The sequence below is a fragment of the Muricoccus harenae genome (assembly GCF_009848505.1).
Taxonomy (GTDB): Bacteria; Pseudomonadota; Alphaproteobacteria; order Acetobacterales; family Acetobacteraceae; genus Roseomonas; species Roseomonas harenae.
This window is the reverse complement of the sequence record NZ_WWDL01000040.1, coordinates 1-19600: the sequence shown is the minus strand read 5'-3', so window position 1 is coordinate 19600 and position 19600 is coordinate 1. Positions and strand designations below refer to the sequence as shown.

At 69.5% G+C, this 19600-nt stretch carries 15 protein-coding genes; 10 read left to right on the top strand and 5 right to left on the bottom strand.

Going from position 1 to position 19600, the window contains the following annotated elements; translation table 11 throughout:
- Positions 1-401 precede the first annotated feature (401 nt).
- The 3 genes from GSE44_RS22030 to GSE44_RS22020 all read left to right on the top strand — a co-directional run bounded on the left by GSE44_RS22030 (position 402) and on the right by GSE44_RS22020 (position 4646).
- Positions 402-1340 (top strand): 2-keto-3-deoxygluconate permease, encoded by a 939-nt coding sequence (locus GSE44_RS22030; RefSeq protein WP_159350995.1) that lies wholly within the window; start codon positions 402-404, stop codon positions 1338-1340.
- A complete protein-coding gene (gene pdxA, locus GSE44_RS26705; protein WP_159350994.1) occupies positions 1337-3619 on the top strand; it encodes a 4-hydroxythreonine-4-phosphate dehydrogenase PdxA in 2283 nt (760 codons plus the stop codon). Before GSE44_RS22030 ends, pdxA begins: the two co-directional genes overlap by 4 nt.
- Positions 3620-3896: 277 nt before the next feature.
- The gene (locus GSE44_RS22020; protein ID WP_159350993.1) at positions 3897-4646 is read left to right on the top strand and encodes a DeoR/GlpR family DNA-binding transcription regulator; all 750 of its coding nucleotides are present in this window, start codon (positions 3897-3899) and stop codon (positions 4644-4646) included.
- Positions 4647-4733: 87 nt separating this feature from the next.
- On the opposite strand, the gene GSE44_RS22015 is transcribed toward GSE44_RS22020, so the two are convergent.
- Positions 4734-5486 carry an aspartate/glutamate racemase family protein gene (locus GSE44_RS22015; RefSeq protein ID WP_159350992.1) on the bottom strand — a complete coding sequence of 251 codons (753 nt, stop codon included), beginning with the start codon at positions 5484-5486 and terminating at the stop codon, positions 4734-4736.
- A 374-nt stretch (positions 5487-5860) separates the two neighbouring features.
- Between GSE44_RS22015 and GSE44_RS22010 the strand changes: the two genes are divergently transcribed.
- Positions 5861-6043 carry a hypothetical protein gene (locus GSE44_RS22010; protein WP_159350991.1) on the top strand — a complete coding sequence of 61 codons (183 nt, stop codon included), beginning with the start codon at positions 5861-5863 and terminating at the stop codon, positions 6041-6043.
- The gene (locus GSE44_RS22005) at positions 6040-6969 is read left to right on the top strand and encodes an AEC family transporter (RefSeq protein ID WP_159350990.1); all 930 of its coding nucleotides are present in this window, start codon (positions 6040-6042) and stop codon (positions 6967-6969) included. Before GSE44_RS22010 ends, GSE44_RS22005 begins: the two co-directional genes overlap by 4 nt.
- Before the next feature lie 34 nt (positions 6970-7003).
- On the opposite strand, the gene GSE44_RS22000 is transcribed toward GSE44_RS22005, so the two are convergent.
- Together GSE44_RS22000 and GSE44_RS21995 are read right to left on the bottom strand one after the other, a co-directional pair.
- Positions 7004-8659: an acyl-CoA dehydrogenase family protein gene (locus tag GSE44_RS22000; RefSeq protein ID WP_201306184.1), complete on the bottom strand. Its 1656-nt coding sequence runs from the start codon at positions 8657-8659 to the stop codon at positions 7004-7006.
- A gap of 16 nt (positions 8660-8675) precedes the next feature.
- On the bottom strand, positions 8676-9902 hold the full coding sequence (locus GSE44_RS21995; protein ID WP_159350988.1) for a CoA transferase: 1227 nt from the start codon (positions 9900-9902) through the stop codon (positions 8676-8678).
- Positions 9903-10089: 187 nt separating this feature from the next.
- Between GSE44_RS21995 and GSE44_RS21990 the strand changes: the two genes are divergently transcribed.
- Entirely contained in the window at positions 10090-10704 is a 615-nt protein-coding gene (locus tag GSE44_RS21990; RefSeq protein ID WP_159350987.1) for a DUF938 domain-containing protein, read from the top strand.
- Here GSE44_RS21990 and GSE44_RS21985 read toward each other — a convergent pair.
- Positions 10701-11384, bottom strand: coding sequence for a TetR/AcrR family transcriptional regulator (locus tag GSE44_RS21985; RefSeq protein WP_159350986.1), 684 nt, complete (start codon positions 11382-11384; stop codon positions 10701-10703). The two genes, GSE44_RS21990 and GSE44_RS21985, sit on opposite strands and share 4 nt — an antisense overlap.
- A 98-nt stretch (positions 11385-11482) precedes the next feature.
- On the opposite strand from GSE44_RS21985, the gene GSE44_RS21980 reads away from it, so the two are divergent.
- The 4 genes from GSE44_RS21980 to GSE44_RS21965 all read left to right on the top strand — a co-directional run bounded on the left by GSE44_RS21980 (position 11483) and on the right by GSE44_RS21965 (position 18368).
- Positions 11483-12709 (top strand): efflux RND transporter periplasmic adaptor subunit, encoded by a 1227-nt coding sequence (locus tag GSE44_RS21980; RefSeq protein WP_159350985.1) that lies wholly within the window; start codon positions 11483-11485, stop codon positions 12707-12709.
- Positions 12710-12715: 6 nt separating this feature from the next.
- Positions 12716-15850, top strand: coding sequence for an efflux RND transporter permease subunit (locus tag GSE44_RS21975; protein WP_159350984.1), 3135 nt, complete (start codon positions 12716-12718; stop codon positions 15848-15850).
- A gap of 113 nt (positions 15851-15963) precedes the next feature.
- Entirely contained in the window at positions 15964-16998 is a 1035-nt protein-coding gene (locus tag GSE44_RS21970) for a phosphotransferase (protein ID WP_159350983.1), read from the top strand.
- A gap of 5 nt (positions 16999-17003) precedes the next feature.
- Positions 17004-18368, top strand: coding sequence for an aspartate aminotransferase family protein (locus GSE44_RS21965; RefSeq protein WP_457852180.1), 1365 nt, complete (start codon positions 17004-17006; stop codon positions 18366-18368).
- A 5-nt stretch (positions 18369-18373) separates the two neighbouring features.
- On the opposite strand, the gene GSE44_RS21960 is transcribed toward GSE44_RS21965, so the two are convergent.
- A complete protein-coding gene (locus GSE44_RS21960; protein ID WP_159350982.1) occupies positions 18374-19309 on the bottom strand; it encodes an NYN domain-containing protein in 936 nt (311 codons plus the stop codon).
- Between the last annotated feature and the right edge of the window lie 291 nt (positions 19310-19600).

Below are 19600 nucleotides of genomic sequence, written 5' to 3'. Positions count from 1 at the left end.
TCCTGGGTCTGGAGCGGTCACAAGCAAGTGTCAGGCCGCGACTGGCTTCCGGACCTGCCCGTCGGCCATGCCGGATTCAGAATGAAAGATTGGGTCAGTGCGCCCGTGCGGTGGAAAGGCTTGTTTCGCGCAAAATAGTGCTCGGTTAGGGAGCACTCTTCAGTCGCCCGGATCATTTATTCCGGTATGTTATTCCGGGATTGTTGCAGCCCGCACTGCATCAACTGGTCGTTCTTGCGAGAAAATTGCTCGAAACGCGCAAAACCACGATAGACTTCCCGCCAGTCGGGAGGGAAGCACGCAGGCCATTCCGCCCCTGCGTGCATTCATTCCACGCGCCGAGCCGAGGACGTCCCTATGCAAATCCCCATCAAGCGCGCGATCGAGAAGGTCCGGGCGGCATGATGGTCGTCCCCCTCGCCCTCGGGGCCATCATCGCCACCTTCTTTCCGGACACGCCGAAGTTCTTCGGCTCCTTCACCGGGGCGCTCTTCACGGGGGCGCTGACCATCCTGGCGGTGTTCTATGTCTGCATGGGCGCCAGCATCGACTTCAAGGCGACACCCTACATCCTCAAGAAGGGCGGCACGCTGTTCGGCGTGAAGGTCGGCATGGCCGTGCTGCTGGGCGTGATCTTCGGCCAGATTCTTGGCGAGGCGCCAATCTCCTCCGGCGTCTTCGCCGGGCTTTCCACCCTCGCCATCGTCGCCGCCATGAACGACACGAATGGTGGCCTCTACATGGCCCTGATGGGCCAGTACGGCGAGCCGCGCGACGTCGGCGCCTATACCGTGATGACGCTGGAATCCGGCCCCTTCCTGACCATGGTGACGCTGGGCGTGGCCGGTCTCTCCGCCTTTCCCTGGCCCACGCTGGTGGGCTCCATCCTGCCGCTGGTCGTCGGCATGATCCTGGGCAACCTCGACCGTGACATGCGCGACTTCCTCAGCCGCGCCATCCCCGTGATGATCCCCTTCTTCGCCTTCGCCCTCGGCAGCGGGCTGGACCTCGGGAAGGTCTGGCAGGCGGGGCTTCTCGGGCTGGGCCTGGGCCTGGCCGTGGTGGTCGTCACCGGCATCCCGCTGTTCCTCGCGGATCGCGCAATCGGCGGCACGGGTGTGGCGGGCGTTGCGGCGGCTTCCACTGCGGGCAATGCGGCGGCAGTGCCGGCCATCGTGGCCGCCGCCAACCCGGTTTATGCGCCGGCGGCGGCCCATGCCACCATCCTCGTCGCTGCGGCCGTCATCGTCACCACCGTGCTGGTGCCGCTGCTCACCGCCTGGACGGCCCGCCGGGTTAGTGCCGTACCGGCCACGGCCCGCGTGGAAGCGGCGGAATGACGCAGCGCTGGCTGATCCTGGCCGATGACCTGACCGGCGCCGCCGATTGCGGCATCGCCTTCGCGCGGCGCGGCCTGGAGGCCTCGGTCGGCTGGCATGGCGTCGAGGCTTCGTCCGGGGCCGCCGTGCTGGCCGTGGATGCGGACAGCCGCCGCCTGTCGCCCGAAGCGGCGGCAGCGCGCCACGTCGCGCTGCTGCGCGCCCATCACCGGGTCGGGCAGGGCCTGATCAAGAAGATCGACTCCACCCTGCGTGGGCAACCGGCGGCGGAGCTGGCCGCGACCTGCCGCAGCCTGCGGGAAGCCGGGCAGGGGGCGCTGGCCATCGTGGCTCCCGCCTTTCCCGCCACGGGGCGCACCACGGAAGGCGGGCGCGTTCATATGAACGGCACGCCGCTGGAGGCCACGCCCCTTTGGGCGCGCGACCACAGCTACGCGAGCGCCGTGCTTCCGGAGGTGCTGGAATCCGTCGGCCTGTCGGCGCGGCTTCTGCCGCTGGGCTTGCTGCGGCAGGGGAAGGCCGCGCTGGCCGCGGCGCTGCAGGCGGCGCTGGATGATGGCCTCGATGCGGTGGTCTGCGACGCCGAGGAGCCGGGCGATCTCGATCTTCTGGCGCAGGCCAGCCTGCCGCTCGCGGGGCGTGTCTTCTGGGTTGGCTCAGGCGGCATCGCCGCGGCTCTCGCCGCCGCCCTGCCGGGTGAGCGTCACGCCGATGCCCCGGCGCTACCGGCGCTGTGGGGTGGCGTGCTGGTGGTAGTGGGCAGCATTGCCGAGGCCTCCCGCGCCGCCGCCGCCCGGCTGGTGGTGGAGGATGCCGCCACAGCCTTCGAAGTGCCCGCAGAGCTGCTGCGCGCGGGGCCGGTCGACCCGCGCTGGGCAACGCTTTCGGCCGCCATGGCAGAATCGCTGACCGAGGGCCGCGACACGCTGGTGGCGATCGCGGCCACTCCCGATGCCGATCTCTCGCAGGGCGCGGCGCTGGCGGAATCCCTGGCGGCGCTGCTCACCCCTGTCGCCTCCCGCATGGGTGGCCTTTTCGCCACGGGCGGCGAGACGGCATGCGCCCTGCTCAGCCATCTCGGCGTCCACGGCATCCGCCTACTCGAGGAACTCGAGCCCGGCGTGCCGCTCGGCGTCACCCAGGGTGCGCTGCACGTGCCGGTGATGACCAAGGCCGGCGCCTTTGGCGACGACGGAACCATCTTGCGCAGCCTGCAGCAGCTGCGCGCCCTCTCTAGGGATAGTGAAATGAGCCAGAACGACGCCAAGACCGACGGTCGTCCCATCGTCGCCATCACAATGGGTGACGCCTCCGGCATCGGCCCCGAGATCATTATGAAGGCGCTTGCGCGGGAGGATGTGTATGCGATTTGCCGCCCGCTCGTGATTGGCGACGCCACCCGCCTGCGCGAGGCGGATGCCATCGTAAAGACCGGCCTGCAGGTGAATGCACTCTCCACCCCGGCAGGCGCACGCTACACCCGTGGAATGGCGGATTGCATCGACCTCGGTGTCATCCCCGCCGGCCATCCCTTCGGCCAGCTCTCCTCCCTCTCGGGCGAGGGCGCCTACCGCTACATCGAGCGCGCGACGCGCCTGGTCGAGGCCGGTGAGGCCGACGCCATCTGCACCGCCCCCTTGTCGAAGGAAGCGCTGCATGCGGCTGGCCACAAGTTTCCCGGTCATACTGAACTTCTGGCGCATCTGACCGGCACACCGGAGGTGTCCATGATGCTGGTGGCGCCGAAGCTGCGCGTCATCCATGTCACGACGCATATCGGCCTGATCGATGCCATCCGGAAGATCGAGCCCGGGCTGGTGCAGCGCGTGATCGCGCGCGGCCATGCGACGCTGGTGAAGTCCGGCATCGCCGAGCCACGCATCGGCGTCTGCGCCATCAACCCTCATGCGGGCGAGAATGGCCTCTTCGGCCAAGGCGAGGAGGAGGAGAAGATCATTCCCGCCATCAAGGCCTGCCAAGCCGAGGGCTGGAAGGTGGAAGGCCCGCTTCCCGCCGACACGCTGTTCTTCCGCGCTGCCCGCGGTGACTTCGACCTGGTGGTGGCCATGTACCACGACCAGGGCCATGGCCCGGTGAAGGTGATGGGGCTGGAATCCGGCGTGAACATCACCGTCGGGCTGCCGGTGATCCGCACCTCGGTGGACCACGGCACCGCCTTCGATATCGCGGGCAAGGGCATCGCGGATGAAGGCTCCCTGGTGGAGGCGCTGAGGCAGGCTGTGGAACTGGCGCCGAAGCGGAGCCTGCAGGCGGCGTGAGCGGCCGCCGGAGGCTCCGCCTCCGGACCTCCGCCGGGGAGCCGGCGGGCTCCCCGGACCCCGCGTTCTGTTTTGCGGGGAGCAGCCGGATAAGACAGCGCCGCAGGCGGATTCTTTCGGCCACACGGGCTGACCTGTCAGTCGCCTGAGGTCCATGACCTCAGGCGCGCCTCTCAACAGATCGCGGGGTCCGGGGTGGCCGCTGCCACCCCGGTGGGGTCCAGGGGCAAAGCCCCTGGGGTCGCCGCCGCCCCGCCATCCCTGTAGGTTCCCCCGCATGCGACGCAGGCGAACGCGCCACGACGAGATTCTGGCCGCCATCGCCGCCGGCGATGCCGATGTGGACGCCCTTGCGGCGCGTTTCGGCGTTTCGGCTTCAACGATCCGGCGTGACCTCAACGCCTTGTCGGCGAAACGCGCTGTTGCGCGCACCTATGGCGGCGCGATCCTGGCGGCCCCCGTGCATGAGACGAGTCTGCGCGCGCGGACGGCACAGAACCGCCCGGCCAAGGCGGCCATCGCGCAAGCGGCGCTGGGGCTGATTGGTGAAGGCGACACGATCATCCTCGATGGCGGCTCCACCGTGGAGGCGCTGGGGCGGCTGCTGCGCGGGCGGCGGCTGCGCGTGGTCACCACCAACCTGCCGCTGATCCCGTTGCTGGCCGATACGCCGGAGATCGAGCTGGTGGTGCTGGGCGGGACGCTGCGCCCCATCAGCATGAGCACCTTCGGCCCCCTGGCCGAGCAGGCGCTGCGCCATGTCACGGCAGACCGGGTCTTCATGAGCGCCGATGGTGTCCTGCCCGGCCATGGCGTCTGCGAGGCGACGCTGGAGCAGGTTTCGCTCAAGGAGCTGATGATGCGCCAGGCGCGTGAGGTGGTGGTGCTGGCGGATTCCTCGAAGCTGGGCCGGGGCGGGCAGCCCTTCTGGGCGCCGCTGCCGGCGGGCTGGACCCTGGTAACGGATGCGCCAGAGGAGGCTTGCGCGGCCTTCGCGCCGGAAGGGGTGCGCGTGATCCACGCCTGATGCGGCGGGCCATGTCTGTCGCACTGGACATTCGCCCGCCTTTGGTCCGGCGCCTTTCCGCGGGGCGGAGTGGCGCCGGCGGGGTGCTCAGCCGAAGCTGCGCGGCCGGATGCCGGCGTGGAAATAGGTGATCATCGAATAGATGTCATAGACGGGCCGCCCCACGGCGCGCTGCACGGCGGCCGCATAAGGCGGCATGTTCGTGCATTCCAGCACGATCGCGCCGACATCCGGATGCCGCTGCACGAGGCGCTGCGCGGCCTCCACCACATCCTGCTCGGCCAGGTCCACATCCATGTCGTCCTTCTCGGCCTTGATCAGCACGCGGAAGAACTCGCGCCCGCTCTCCGTACCCTCGCGCGGGATGTCGAGCGGCACGCCAACCGCCTCCAGATGCTTCTGCGTGAGGGATGATCCGGAGACGGTGACAAGGCCGACGCGCTGGCCGGGCGGCAGCATCGCCTGTACCCAGGGCACCTGCATCAGGCTGCTGGTGGCCACCGGCACGCCGACATGCGCTGCCAGCTCCTTCTGGAAAAGGGAAAGGAAGCCGCAGTTGGTGGTGATCGCCTCGGCCCCCTGGGCGACGAGGTCGGCGGCGGCATCGAGGAAATCCTGCAAGAGCCCGTTCGCGCCGTTCAGCACCACCTTCTCCGGGCTCGCGCCGCGCACCACGCGGTAAAGGACGGGAAATGGCCAGGTGGTGCCGTTGCCCATGTCGCCAGCGATGCGGGGGAAGCGCGCCTCAAGCATCAGGATGCCGAGGGGGGCGCCGTAGATGGCCTTGCCGCCCCGGGCGATGCCGCGGCGGGGGCTGGTGGGGGTGGGGATGGCGGTCATGGGTGGTCCATCGTCTGGGCCAGTGCAGGATAGGGGCATCCTGCCCGGGCGGGGAGGGCTGTTCCGGCGCCCGATCCGGGATTCGAGAGTTGCATCGGGGCGCCTGAGGCGCGCGTCTCGCCCGCTGGGTCCGGTGGGCCTAGAATCGGGCCATGTTACTCCGGGCCCTTCGCACCCTTTTCGCCATCATGCCCCAAGGCACCTTACCCGAGCGGCGGACGCGATCGGCCTGACGCAATCTGAGGGCAATTTATTGCTTCCGCCTCGCCCGTCCTAGCTTCCGCCCGGCCACTTCCTTTGACGAGATCCGCCGCATGTCACTGACGCTCACCGCGCTACCATCTCAGCCTGCCAGGGGATCGCCTCGCCTGGCCATGGCCCCTGCGGCTGGGCAGCGACTTGCGGGGCGGGACATCGTCGGCCTGGCTCTAAGCCGGACTCTGGACGAGCCTGACTTCGCGTCGCCGCATGTGGCCGAGGGCGCGCGGGAGGCGGAGGAACGGCCGCTCGGATATGCCCCCGCCAATGGTATGCCAGCGCTGGAGGCGCAGGCATGACAGGGGCGGTGCTGTTGGCGCTGGTACCGGTCATCCTGCTGATCGGGCTTGGCTACGGGCTGCGGCGCTCCGCCTTTCTTGCCGAGGGGTTTTGGCCCCAGGCGGAGCGGCTCGGCTATTTCCTGCTGCTGCCCTCGCTCTTCGTGCACGGGCTTGCGATGGCGAATCTTCAATCCCTTCCGGTCTGGAGCCTGGCGGGAACGCTGGTCGGTGCGCTCGTGCTGGTCTCGGCGCTGGTCGTGGCGGCGCGGCCGATGATGCGGATCGACGGCGCCGCCTTCACCTCGGTGTTCCAAGGCAGCGTGCGCTTCAACAACTATGTCGCGGTCACCATCGCCGCCGGGCTGTTCGGGGCACAGGGCATTGCCATGGCGGCCATCTGCAACGCCGCGATCGTGCCGACGGTGAACGTGCTCTGCGTACTGGTCTTCGCGCGCTACGGCGCGGCGCGGCTGAATGCGCGCGGCATCGCGAGGCAGATCGTGACCAATCCGCTGGTGGTGGCCTGCGCGATCGGCATCCTGTTGCAGGCGCTGGGCCTCGGCCTTCCGCTGGGGCTGGAGCCAGCGCTGCGGGCCCTTGGCGCGGCCTCCTTGCCGCTCGGGCTGCTCTGCGTCGGCGCGGCACTGGATTTCGGTACGGCGCGGTCCTGGGTTGGGCCGGTCGTCACCTCCTCTGCCGTCAAGTTCCTGGTAATGCCGGTGGCGACACTGCTGGCGGCACTGGCACTCGGTTTGCGGGGGCCGGCGCTGGTGGTGGCGCTGCTGTTTCAGGCCATGCCGACTGCTTCCTCCGCCTATATCCTGGCGCGGCAGCTGGGCGGCGATGCGCCGCTGATGGCGGGCATCACCGCGACCCAGACGGTGCTCGCGGCGCTGGCCATCCCGATCGTGCTGGCGACCCTCACCACGCTGGTGGTGCCGTGACAGCGCGCGGCCCGCTGGGGCGGCGCGCCCTTTCCTAGTTCACACGCCCCAGAAGACCGCGGGCGATGACCTGGGCCTGGATTTCGGCCGCGCCTTCGAAGATGGAGAGGATGCGGGCGTCGCAGAGCACGCGGCTGATCGGGTATTCGATGGCGTAGCCATTGCCGCCATGGATCTGCAGCGCGCTGTCGGCGTTCGCCCAGGCGACGCGGGCGGCGAGCAGCTTGGCCATGCCGGCCTCCATGTCGCAGCGCTGGCCGGAGTCCTTGGTGCGGGCGGCGAAGTAGGAGAGCTGGCGCGCCATCATCGTCTCGGTGGCCATCCAGGCGAGCTTCGCATGCACGCGCGGGAAATGCAGGATCGGCTTGCCGAACTGCTCGCGCGTCGTGGCATAGGCCACTCCCAGCTCCAGCGCATTCTGCGCGACGCCGAGCGCGCGGGCGGCGGTCTGGATGCGCGCGCTCTCGAAGGTCTCCATCAGCTGCTTGAAGCCCTGGCCCTCGATGCCACCGAGCAGGGCGGAGGCCGGCACCTCGAAGCCGTCGAAGCCGATCTCGTATTCCTTCATGCCGCGATAGCCGAGCACCGGGATCTCGGCTCCGCTCATGCCAGGGGCGGGGAAAGGATCGGTCTCGGTGCCGCGCGGCTTCTCGGCCAGCAGCATGGACAGGCCCTTGTAGCCAGAGCCCGCCGGACCGGTGCGGACCAGCAGCGTCATCAGGTCAGAGCGCGAGCCATGGGTGATCCAGGTCTTGGCGCCGTACACCTTGTAGACATCCCCCTCCCGCACCGCCCGGGTGCGCAGGTTGCCGAGATCGGAGCCGGTGTTGGGCTCGGTGAAGACCGCCGTCGGCAGGGTCTCGCCGGAAGCAACGCGGGGCAGCCAACGCTCCTTCTGCTCGGCCGTGCCGCCGAGCCGGATCAACTCGGCCGCGATCTCCGAGCGCGTGCCGAGCGAGCCCACGCCGATATAGCCGGCACTCAGCGCCTCGGAGACGAGGCACATCGCGACCTTGCCGAGGCCAAGGCCGCCATACTCCTCGGGAATGGTCAGGCCGAAGACGCCCATCTCGGCCAGCTTGCCGATCAGTTCGATCGGGATAAGCTCGTCCCTCTGGTGCCAGTCTTGGGCATGGGGCGTGACCTCGGCGGCGGTGAAGCGGAGGAACTCGGCGCGCGTCGCCTCCAGCGCCTCGTCATCGAGGCCGAAGGCGCCGTAGCTGCCGGCGGTGACCGCCTCCGCGAGCGTCAGGCGCGCCGCCTCCAGCCCCGCGGGTCGGGAGAGGCGGGCCAGCACGGGCTCGGCCAGGAAGCGCGCCACCGCCTCGGACGGCACGCCCATATCGGCCGGGCGCAGCGTCTCGGTCTGGCTCATCGGGATACCGCCGGCAAGCTGGCCGCAATATTCGGCAAAGCCGAGCCGCAGCATGGCCGCCTCGCTGGCCCCCAGCCTGCCGGTTTCCGAAAGCGCGCGCGCCCAGCGCAGCATCTGGCGCAGCGCCTCGACATAGGCGGCCTGCCAGGCAAGGCCATGCATGGCGAACTGGTGGCGCTCCATCAGGGCGGCATCAGGCTTGCCGGCCGGTGCCACAGTGGCGCCCACGGCACGCCGCCCTTCCTCGAACAGACGCTCCGCGGCGGACAGGGCCAGGTCATAATCGGAGAGCGGGATCTGGATTTCTTGGGTCATGTGTGGGTGCCTTCCGTCAGCGTCCATCGGGGCCGGCCACCACCCCGGCATCATGCAGCCGGCCGATCGCGGCGCTGGACAGGCCCAGCACCTCGGACAGCACGGCGTCGCTGTCCTCGCCCAGCCGCGGGGCGGGGCGCGGATCGGGGCGCGGGGTGCCGGAGAAGTCCAGTGGCACCCGCGGCGCCAGCACACGGCCAACACCGGGCTGGTCCAGCTCCGCAAACATCGGATTGGCGGTGGAGCAGCGCGGATCCTCCCGCACCAGCTGGCCGAAATCCTGGTAGGGGCCCCAGAGGATGCCGCTGCCCTCGAAGAGGCGGGTGATCTCCGCCAAACTGTGCTTCGCGAACCAGGGGGCGAGCACGGCGGCGATGGCGTGCCGCGCCTCGAAGCGCCCGCCCTCGTCATTCAGGTCCACGTCCAGCATCGGGCCGATCATGGCGAGCTTTTCGCCCAGGCCCGTCACCTTGCCGATGGCACGCCATTGCCGGTTGGAAATGGCGACGAGCATCAACCGGCGTCCGTCGCCCGTGGCGAAATCCCGCCCGAAGGCGCCGTAGAGCTCGTTGCCCATGGGCTGGCGGACGGCGCCGTTCACCTGAACATCGGCGACGTAGCCAAGGTTCGCCACCGAGGCGAGCGCCACGTCGGAAAGCGCCAGGACCACCTCCTGCCCACGTCCCTCCCGGCGCCGCACCCGCTCGGCGGAGAGCAGGCCGGTGGAGAGATAGAGACCCGCTGCGATGTCCCAGGCCGGCAGGACATGGTTCACCGGCTCCTCCCCCCGGCCGGTCGCCATGGGGAAGCCGCTTGCGCTGTTGACGGTGTAGTCCACTGCACCGGACCCATCGGAATTCCCGATCAGCCGCAGCATGATCAGGTCCTCGCGGGACTGGGACAGGGCCGCATGGCTCATCCAGCCGCTGGCAGGCAGGTTGGTCAGCAGGATGCCGGCATCCTCGCCCGGGGCGCAGATCAGCGCGCGGGCGATCTCCTGCCCCTCCGGCTTGTTCAGCGCCAGGGTGACCGAGCGCTTGGCCTTGTTCAGTCCGGTCCAGTACAGGCTCGTCCCCTCGGGCGAGAGCGGCCAGCGCTTGTGGTCGATGTTGCCGCCGATCGGATCGATCCGGATCACCTCCGCACCCAGCTGGGCCAGGGTCATCCCCCCGATCGGCGCCGCGATGAAGGCCGAGACCTCGACGATACGCAGGCCGGAAAGCGGGGAGGGGGGAGAAGCCATCGATTCCGATACCCTATTCGGTTGTTCCCGGCGGTCTGTGCCGCGCAGGTTGGACGTTCGTTCTGTGCCTTGGCCCGACGGGCCGCCGGCATCATGCCGCAGCCCAGGGGGGGAGCCTATGCCCCGGGCCTCACCCCCGCGGCAAGCTGGGCTAAGCTCCGCGGCACCACCAGCAGGGACGTGAAGCATGACTAGCGTGGAGCAGGATGCCAGGCGCCATGCGCCCTCCGCGGCGCGCAACCGCGATCCGATCCTCGCTGTGTTGCGGGGCTGGCTGCCGGAGCGGGGACTCGTGCTGGAGATCGCCAGCGGCTCGGGCGAACACGCTATCCATTTCGCCTCTGCCCTGCAGGACCTCACCTTTCAGCCGAGCGACCCTGATCCGGCGGCGCTGGCCAGCATCGATGGCTGGGCGGCAGCCTCGGGCGCTGCGAACCTGCGGCCGGCGGTGGCCCTGGATGCAGCGGCGGAGAGCTGGCCCCTGGCTCAGGCCGATGCGGTACTATGCATCAACATGATCCACATCGCGCCTTGGGAGGCGGCTCTGGGGCTACTCCAGGGTTCGGCGGCAATCCTGCCGCCCGGCGGGCCCCTGATCCTTTACGGCCCCTACCGCCGGGAGGGGCGCCACACGGCCCCGAGCAATGAAGCCTTCGACGCCGATCTGCGGGGGCGCAACCCGGCCTGGGGCGTGCGGGACCTGGAGGAGGTGGCCCGCGCCGCGGCGGAGCGGGGCTTCGGCGTGCCGGATATCCGGGAGATGCCGGCCAACAATCTCATGCTCCGGTTCCGGCAGGCTTAGGCGAGGCAACTCGCCTCAAGGGAGGGGAGCGCCTGCCGACTGGTGCCGCGCAGGTAAATCCGCACCGCCCGCACAATCCGCTCCCGCACCACCTCCGGCGGGAAGGAGGTCGCGACGCCGATCAGCATCTCATGGTGGAAGGCGCCGAGCGCCATGCCCATGAGCATGCGCGCCGCCTGCTGGGGATCGCCGATCTCGTGCCGGCCGCTCCGCTCCAGCTCTTCGAGATAGCCCTCCAGGGCCAGGCGGACACTGCCCGCGCCGCGACCCTCCGCGGCTTCGAGCAAAGCCGGGCTATGGGTGTATTCAGCCATCATCATTCGCAGCAACGTGATGGAGTCGCTGCTCAGGAGGGACCGGCTGCATTCCTCCAGAAATTCCACCAGCGCCGCCTCAGGTTCCTTCGCGCGGTCGATCTGAACCTGGCAGACCACCGTCTTGGAGCGGTCCAGCAGGCCGAAGAACAGCTCCTCCTTTGAGGCGAAGAGCTTGTAGATCGTCTTTTTCGAGCACCCGGCACGGCGGGCGATGGCATCCATGGTCGCCACATGGAAGCCGTCGGCGGTGAAGGCGGCCTCGGCGGCGGAGAAGATGCGGGCCCGCATGGCCGCCTCGCCCTCCTCGCCCGTGCAGGGCTGGCTGCGCTCACCGTTCAGGAATGTTTCAGTAGTTTGCTGCAACGCAATATCGCCTTGACGCATGGTCGGAAACTAGCCAGTTTCCCGGGGAGGGGGAACCCTAAAGTTTCCGCTGCCATCCTTCCTCCGGAATAGCAACGATGCCGAAGCTGAAGCCGACGCTGTCCACTGCCCGCCTGCGCTCCTGGCTGGCTCTTCCGGTCCTGCTGCTGGGCGCGCCCTTCCTGGCAGCCTGTGACGACCAGGTGCAGGCGAAGCCGGCCCCTCCGCCGCCGCCGCCGGTTTCGGTCGTCCGGGTCCAGCCCACTCCCGTGGCGATCCAGACCGTCCTGCCTGGCCGAACTGCGGCCAATCAGGTGGCCGAGATTCGCCCCCAGGTGAGCGGCCTGCTGCAGGAAAAGCTGTTCCGCGAGGGTGAGGCAGTGGAGGCCGGTCAGCCCCTCTTCCAGATCGATCCCGCCCCCTATCGTGCGGCCCTTGCCAGCGCCGAGGCTAACCAGGCCCGTGCGGAGGCTACGCTGCAGAATGCCCGCGCTACCACCAGCCGTTACCGCCCCCTGGTTGGCCAGAACGCCGTCAGCCGCATGGAATATGACAAGTCGGTCGCGACCCAGGCCCAGGCCGAGGCCGATGTGGCGGCCGCCAAGGCGGCGGTCCAGTCGGCCCAGATCGACCTGGAGCGCACCCGCATCACCTCGCCCATCGCCGGGCGCACCAGCCGGACGAACCTGACGGTCGGCGCGCTGGTAACGGCAAACCAGGCCACCGCCCTGCTTACCGTCACCCAGCTCGATCCGATCCTGGTGGACATGCCCCAGCCGGCTGAGGCCCTGCTGCGCCTGCGGCGGGAGATGGATGAGGGCCGGTTGCGCCGCAGCGCCGAGGGCGGGGTCGAGGTCCGCCTGACCTTCGGCGACGGCACCGAATACCCGCTTCCCGGCCGACTGCAATTCGCCGAGGCGACGGTGGATCGCGACACCGGCTCTGTCACCCTCCGCGCCGTCTTCCCCAATCCCGATGGCGTGCTGCTGCCGGGCCTGTTCGTGCGCGCCCGTCTGGAGGCCGGCGTGGCGCAGAACGCGCTGCTGGTGCCGCAGCAGGCCGTCACCCGGAACTCGCGCGGCGAGGCGACGACGCTGGTGGTGGATGAGGAAGGAACGGTTCGTCAGCGGATCATCGAGACCGGCCAGTCCATCGGCAACAAGTGGCTGGTCAGCGCCGGCCTCGCCGCCGGGGATCGGGTGGTCGTCGAGGGCAGCCAGCGCGTGCGGGACGGCGTGAAGCCCGAGGTGCGCGAGATGACGGCCGAGGAGCTGGACCAGGTCGGCAAGCCCCGTCCGGTCACGACCGCGCAGGCGCGGGGCTGATCCCGCATGGCACGCTTCTTCATCGACCGCCCGGTCTTCGCCTGGGTTATTGCCATTGGCATCATGCTGATGGGCGTGATCGCCATCCGGAGCCTGCCCGTCTCGCAGTATCCGACCATCGCGCCGCCGACGATCTCGATCCGGGCGACCTATCCCGGCGCCTCGGCCCAGACGGTGCAGAACACCGTCGTGCAGATCATCGAGCAGCAGCTGAACGGGCTGGACGGGTTGGCCTACTTCACCTCGCAGAGCAACCGCGACGGCTCGGCCCAGATCACCCTCACCTTCGCCCAGGGGACCGACCCCGACATCGCGCAGGTGCAGGTGCAGAACAAGATCTCGCCATCCCTGTCGCGCCTGCCGCAGGCGGTGCAGCAGCAGGGCGTGCGCGTGGTCAAGTCCGCCACCTCCTACCTGATGGCCATCGCCTTCGTTTCCACTGATGGCAAGCTGACCAGCAATGACCTGGCCGACTACATCGCCTCCGCGGTGCAGGACCCGCTATCGCGCACCTCGGGCGTCGGTGACTTCAACCTGTTCGGCGCGCAATACGCGATGCGGATCTGGCTCGACCCGGACAAGCTGGTCGCCTTCGACCTGATGCCGTCCGACGTTTCGGCCGCTCTTTCCTCCCAGAACGTGCAGGTGGCCTCGGGCGAGCTCGGTGCGCGTCCCTCCGTGCCCGGGCAGCGGCTCAACGCCACGTTGATCGGCCCGTCCTATCTCAGGACCCCCGAGGAGTTCGGCTCCATCCTGCTGAAGGTGAAGGAGAACGGGGCCCAGGTGCGGCTGCGCGACGTGGCGCGGGTGGAGCTGGGTGCCGAGAACTATTCCATCAGCAGCGTGCATAATGGTCGACCCACTGCCGGCATCGCCGTCCAGCTGGCGCCGGGCGCCAATGCGGTGGCCACGGCCGAGGCGGTGCGCGCAACGGTCGAAACCCTGCGCCCGACCCTGCCGCCCAATGTCGAGGTGGCCTATCCGCTCGACACCACGCCCTTCGTGGAGATCTCGATCCACGAGGTGATCAAGGCGCTGGGCGAGGCGATGATCCTTGTCTTCGTCGTCATGTACGTCTTCCTGCAGAACTTCCGGGCGACGCTGATCCCGACGCTGGCCATCCCGGTGGTGCTGCTGGGCACCTTTGCCGTGCTCTCCATCGCCGGCTACTCGATCAACACCCTCACCATGTTCGCCATGGTGCTGGCCATCGGCCTGCTGGTGGACGACGCCATCGTGGTCGTCGAGAATGTCGAGCGCGTCATGGAGCAGGACGGGCTCTCGCCGCTCGAGGCGACGCGCGTCTCGATGGACCAGATCTCCGGCGCGCTGGTCGGCATCGGCCTGGTGCTCTCGGCCGTGTTCCTGCCGATGTTCTTCTTCGGCGGCTCGGCCGGCGTGATCTACCGCCAGTTCTCGCTGACCATCATCACCGCCATGACCCTCTCGGTGATCGTGGCGCTGGTCTTCACCCCGGCGCTCTGCGCCACCATCCTGCGCCGCCCAAAGCATGGGGAGAAGCGCGGATTCTTCGGCTGGTTCAATCGCAATTTCGACCGGACCGGCCGTGGCTATGTGAAGGGCGTGGGCCTCATCGCGCGCCGCCCGGCCCGATTCCTGGTGATCTATGCGGCGCTGGCCGTGGCCATGGGCGTGCTCTATGCCCGCCTGCCCACCTCCTTCCTGCCGGATGAGGACCAGGGCGTGATGTATGCCCAGGTCGTCGCACCCCCCGGCGCCACGGTGGAGCGGACCCAGCGCGCGCTCGACGATCTGATCTCCTACCTCCTCACCGAGGAGAAGGACCGGGTGGACTCCATCATGGGCGTCACCGGCTTCAACTTCAGCGGCCGCGGGCAGAATTCCGCCATGGCCTTCATCCGGCTGAAGGACTGGTCGGTTCGCGAGGGCGAGGAGAACTCCGTGCAGGCGCTGTCGCGCCGCGTCATGGCGCGCTTCGCCCGCTATCCGGACGCCATGATCTTCGCCTTCGCGCCGCCTGCGGTGACGGAGCTGGGCAATGCCAGCGGCTTCACCATGCAGCTGGTGGACAATGGCGCCCTGGGGCGCGAAGCCCTGGTGGCTGCGCGCGACCAGCTGCTGCAAGCTGCCGGGCAGAGCCAGGTGGTCAGCAATGTGCGCCCGAACGAGCAGAATGCGGAGCCGCAATACCGGCTGGAGATCGACTGGGAGCGCGCCAGCGCCCTGGGCCTGACCATCTCGCAGGTGAACAACACGCTCTCGGCGGCCTTCGGCACCTCCTATGCCGGCGATTTCGTGGATCGCGGGCGCGTCAAGCGCATCTACATGCAGGGCGACGCCGGGTCGCGCATGCAGCCGGATGACCTGGCGCGCTGGTATGTCCGCAACAGCCAGGGCGAGATGGTGCCCTTCTCGTCCTTCTCCTCGGCGGTGTGGGAGATGGGCGCGCCGCGCCTCGGGCGGTTCAACGGCATCGGCGCCATCGAGATCCAGGGCAATGCCGCCCCGGGCCGCACCACGGGTGAGGCCATGGCGGAGATGGAGCGCATCGCGGCGCAGCTGCCGCAGGGAATCGGCATTGCCTGGAGCGGCCTCTCCTATGAGGAGCGGGCCTCCGGCTCCCAGGCCTTCGCCCTCTACGGCATCTCGATGATCGTGGTCTTCCTCTGCCTCGCTGCGCTCTATGAGAGCTGGGCGATCCCGGTCTCGGTGATGCTGGTGGTGCCGCTCGGCGTGCTCGGCGCGGTCGCCGCGACGCTGATGCGGGGCATGTCGAACGACGTTTACTTCCAGGTCGGGCTGCTCACCACGATCGGCCTCTCGGCAAAGAACGCCATCCTGATCGTGGAATTCGCCAAGGAGCATTTCGAGGCGGGCGAGAGCCTGCTCGACGCCGCCCTGCATGCGGCGAAGGAACGGCTCCGGCCGATCCTGATGACCTCGCTGGCCTTCGTGCTGGGCGTGGTTCCGCTGGCCATCGCCACCGGGGCAGGCGCGGGCGGCCGCACCGCGATCGGCACGGGCGTGATCGGCGGCGTGGTAACCGGCACGGTGCTGGCGGTGTTCTTCGTGCCGCTCTTCTTCGTGGTGGTGCTCAAGCTCTTCCGCACGAAGCGGGCAACGGAACGGGCGCAGGCGGTGCCGGCGCCCGCGGAATAGCGCGCGTGTTGGGGCGGGGCGGCAGGAAACCGCGCCCCGCTCCTGGCGCATCGGCCCTTCCCGGGCGATGCTACAGGCAGCCCCTCGCTGCGGGGCCTGACTGGATTGTGCCGATGCTGCCCGACCTGCTGAGTGATCCTCTTATCCTGGCCCCACCGCCGCGCTTCGCCGAAGGGCCGCTGCGCGAGGTTCTGGCCCGGCGCTTTGGCCTTGAGGGCGTGCTGGAGCCGCTGGGCGGCGAGCGTGACCGCAATTTCCGCCTCACCCCCGCCTCGGGCGGTTTGCCGCTGCTCGTGAAGCTCGCCCATCCGGACGAGGAACCGGCGGTCACCGACTTCCAGACCGCCGGGCTGCTGCATCTTGAAGCGGCCGACCCCACCCTTCCGGTCCCGCGCGTCCTCCGCACGACGGAGGGCGCCACCGCAATTCCCCATGCGACCGAGGACGGACGGCCGAGCCTGTTGCGCGTCCTCACCTACCTCGCCGGTCGTCCCATGACGGATCCGGCCGGCGCTTCGCCGCCCATGGCGCGGGCGCTGGGTGGCCTTGTCGCGCGGCTTGACCGCGCCCTGGCCGGCTTCGCACATCCTGCCGATGGCCGGCGCCTGGTCTGGGACCTGCGCGAGGCGCCCGCCCTGCGCGCCTTGCTGCCCGATGTGGCCGATCCCGCGCTGCGCGCCCTGGTCGAGGCGGCGCTGGACCGCTTCGAGGCGGAGTCCGCCGCCTTCCTCGCGGCGCGACCGGGCCAGGTGATCCACAACGACCTTAACCCGCACAACGTGCTGGTCGAGGCTGCTGCGCCGGAGCGGCTCGCGGGCATCATCGATTTCGGCGACATGGTCCGCGCCCCCCGCCTGCAGGAGGTGGCGACCACCGGCGCCTATCTGCTGCGCCCCGGCCCCGATCCCCTGGCCGCGCCCGGCGCCTTCCTGGCCGGCTACAGCAGCGTCCTGCCGCTCGGGGAGGAGGAGACTGCGCATATGCCCGCCCTGATCGCCACCCGCCTGGCGATAACGGTGCTGATCACCAGCTGGCGCGCCCGCCGGCAGCCGGAAAACGCCACCTACATCCTGCGCAACCAGCCGGGGGCTCGCGCCGGCCTCGAATGGCTGATGCGCAGCACCCTCGCGCCCCTGCAGGAGGAATGACTGCGATGCCCGACACGGCCCCTGACATCCTGGCTCCCCGGGGCATGGCGATGATCAACGCCTTCGACCCGCGCAAGGCGGCAGGCCTCACCCCGCGGGAGCAGGCGATGGTGGAGCGCCGCCAGCGCCTGCTCGGCCCGGCCTACCGGCTGTTCTACGAGCATCCGCTGCATGTGGTGCGCGGCGAGGGGGCCTGGCTCTTCGATGCCGAGGGCAACCGCTACCTCGACTGCTACAACAACGTCGCCTCGCTCGGCCACGCTCATCCGCGCGTGGTCGAGGCCATCGCGCGGCAGGCCGGGCAGCTCAACACCCATACGCGCTACCTGCATGAGACGGTGCTCGACTATGCCGAGGCCCTGCTCGCGACCTTCCCGGCCTCGCTCGGGCATGTGATGTTCACCTGCACAGGCTCGGAGGCGAATGACCTCGCGCTCCGCATCGCCCGTGCCCATACGGGCGGCGAGGGGATCGTCGTCACCTCGCTGGCTTATCACGGCGTCACCGCCGCGCTTGCCGAGCTGTCGCCCTCCCTCGGGGAGGGCGTGCCGCTCGGCCGCCATGTCGCGACCGTTCCGCCACCCGACGCCTATCGCGGCGGCTCCGAGATGCCTGCGCGCTTCGCGGCCCATATCGCGACTGCCTTCACGGATCTCGCGCGCCATGGCATCCGCCCTTGCGCCTTGCTGGTGGACACGATGTTCACCTCGGATGGCGTCTTCCCCGACCCCGCCGGCTTCCTCGCCCAGGCCGCCGAGGCGGCGCGCGCGGCCGGGGCGGTTTTCATCGCGGACGAGGTGCAGCCCGGCTTCGGCCGCACGGGCGCGATGTGGGGCTTTCAGCGTCACGGGGTGGAGCCTGACATCGTCACCATGGGCAAGCCCATGGGCAACGGCCATCCCATCGCCGGCCTCGCGATCCGGCCGGAGCTACTGGAGCGCTTCGGCGGCACAGTCCGCTACTTCAACACTTTCGGCGGCAATCCGGTCTCGGCCGCCGCCGGCCTCGCCGTCCTGGAGGTGCTGCGCGACGAGAAGCTGCCGGCGAATGCGGCGGCGGTGGGCGCGCATCTCCTCGCCGGCCTCGCGGAGCTTGCGAAGCGCCATGAACTCATCGGCGATGTCCGCGGTGCCGGCCTTTCCATCGGCGCCGAGCTTGTGCGGGACCGTGCCACCCGCGAGCCCGCCACCATGGAGACGGCGCGCGTCGTCAACGCGCTGCGCGAGCGCCGCGTGCTGATCAGCGCAAGCGGACCAGGGGCGAATATCCTGAAGATCCGGCCGCCGCTCTGCCTCACCCGGGATCAGGCCGAGTTGTTCATCACGGCCCTCGACGAGGTGCTGGCGGAGCTGGGTGCCGTCGGCGCCTGATCGCGCTAGGCGAGGCTTTCACCCGTGGCGTCCGTAAGGCTGGCCGCGTGCCGTAGCGGATCCCGGACCCATCCGCCGCCGCTGCCCGGAACCAGCTCTATGCGCGGGTCTCCGGCGGCGGCGAGCAGCCGGGCAAGGCTGCCCGCCCCTCCGAATCCCGTGGCGCGCACCTGCGGGCCGAGTCGCTCATGCAGCCGCTTGCCGAGCGCGGGCAGGTGCAGCGGCGCCGGGGCTTCGGCCAGTTCGGCGGCCACATGGGCGAGGATGGCTTCGCGCGTCATCGCCGGGTCCGCCTCCTCCGCATGGTCCATCAGGAAGGATGAGGCGGGGCAGCGGCCCGGTGCCATGGCCGGTTCCGGCGGGATGAGGGAATGCCCGGCCGCGTCTGGCCCGAGGCCAAGCGCGTCGCGGATGAACTCCTCGGGCCCGATCACCTCATCGGCGGCCGCGCGGTAGGCGCCGGCGGCATTGCCGATGGAGACGACCAGCGTGCGCCGGTCATGGGCGCGAAGCCGCTGCAGGACGGGCGTGAAGTCAGCGTCGCTGGACAGGATCACGAACTCGTCGAAGCGGGTGTTGTGGTGCAGGGCATCGAGCACATCCATCACCATGACGATGTCCGCGCTGGTCTTGCCGCCCCGCGTCAGCGGCGGGCAATCCGAGACCTGGAGCCCAGCCCGCACGAGGTTGTTGCGGAAGCTGCCGAAGAAGACGCGCTCCCCGCTCCGCAGCAGGATGGAGCCATTTGGGTTGAGGTAGCAGCGCCGCACCAGGACGCGGCAGGACACGGCAGGCCCCGCCAGCCGCGAAGCCCGGCGCCCGATCCAGTCCAGCCAACGCGTCGGGTCGAGGACGAAGGCCTCGGCGGCCTCGGGAGCCCAGCTGTAGAGGGCGCTGAAGACATTGTCGAAATCGACGAAAAGAGCCGTACGCCGTTCCAATGCCCCGAATCCCGCCTTGCCGCTTCATCATAGCTGCTGGTGGGGCGGTGGTAACGGGGGAGTTTGCTGAAAAGCCTGCACGACGAAGGTGTTGAGCGCATTTGCTCCTACGGCGGGGAGCCGGGCCTGGCCGGCCCGGCTCCCCGCGACCCGTCAGCGCGGGGTTTCGTCGTAGTAGTGGATTTCGAGCAGGGTGCAGCCGGTCTCGGACTTGAAGGGGCCGTGATAGGCGCCCGGGGGGCGGCAGGCATAGGCGGCCTGGTCGTAGGCTTCGCCGCCCTGGCCCTGGGC

Coding starts and splice junctions, on each gene's coding strand:
- GSE44_RS22010 (WP_159350991.1), top strand. CDS start 5,861: ATGGCCCCTGCGGCTGGGCAGCGACTTGCGGGGCGGGACATCGTCGGC.
- GSE44_RS22015 (WP_159350992.1), bottom strand. CDS start 5,486: ATGACCGCCATCCCCACCCCCACCAGCCCCCGCCGCGGCATCGCCCGG.
- pdxA (WP_159350994.1), top strand. CDS start 1,337: ATGACGCAGCGCTGGCTGATCCTGGCCGATGACCTGACCGGCGCCGCC.
- GSE44_RS21975 (WP_159350984.1), top strand. CDS start 12,716: ATGGCACGCTTCTTCATCGACCGCCCGGTCTTCGCCTGGGTTATTGCC.
- GSE44_RS21980 (WP_159350985.1), top strand. CDS start 11,483: ATGCCGAAGCTGAAGCCGACGCTGTCCACTGCCCGCCTGCGCTCCTGG.
- GSE44_RS21965 (WP_457852180.1), top strand. CDS start 17,004: ATGCCCGACACGGCCCCTGACATCCTGGCTCCCCGGGGCATGGCGATG.
- GSE44_RS22005 (WP_159350990.1), top strand. CDS start 6,040: ATGACAGGGGCGGTGCTGTTGGCGCTGGTACCGGTCATCCTGCTGATC.
- GSE44_RS22030 (WP_159350995.1), top strand. CDS start 402: ATGATGGTCGTCCCCCTCGCCCTCGGGGCCATCATCGCCACCTTCTTT.
- GSE44_RS21970 (WP_159350983.1), top strand. CDS start 15,964: ATGCTGCCCGACCTGCTGAGTGATCCTCTTATCCTGGCCCCACCGCCG.
- GSE44_RS22020 (WP_159350993.1), top strand. CDS start 3,897: ATGCGACGCAGGCGAACGCGCCACGACGAGATTCTGGCCGCCATCGCC.
- GSE44_RS21990 (WP_159350987.1), top strand. CDS start 10,090: ATGACTAGCGTGGAGCAGGATGCCAGGCGCCATGCGCCCTCCGCGGCG.
- GSE44_RS21995 (WP_159350988.1), bottom strand. CDS start 9,902: ATGGCTTCTCCCCCCTCCCCGCTTTCCGGCCTGCGTATCGTCGAGGTC.
- GSE44_RS22000 (WP_201306184.1), bottom strand. CDS start 8,659: ATGACCCAAGAAATCCAGATCCCGCTCTCCGATTATGACCTGGCCCTG.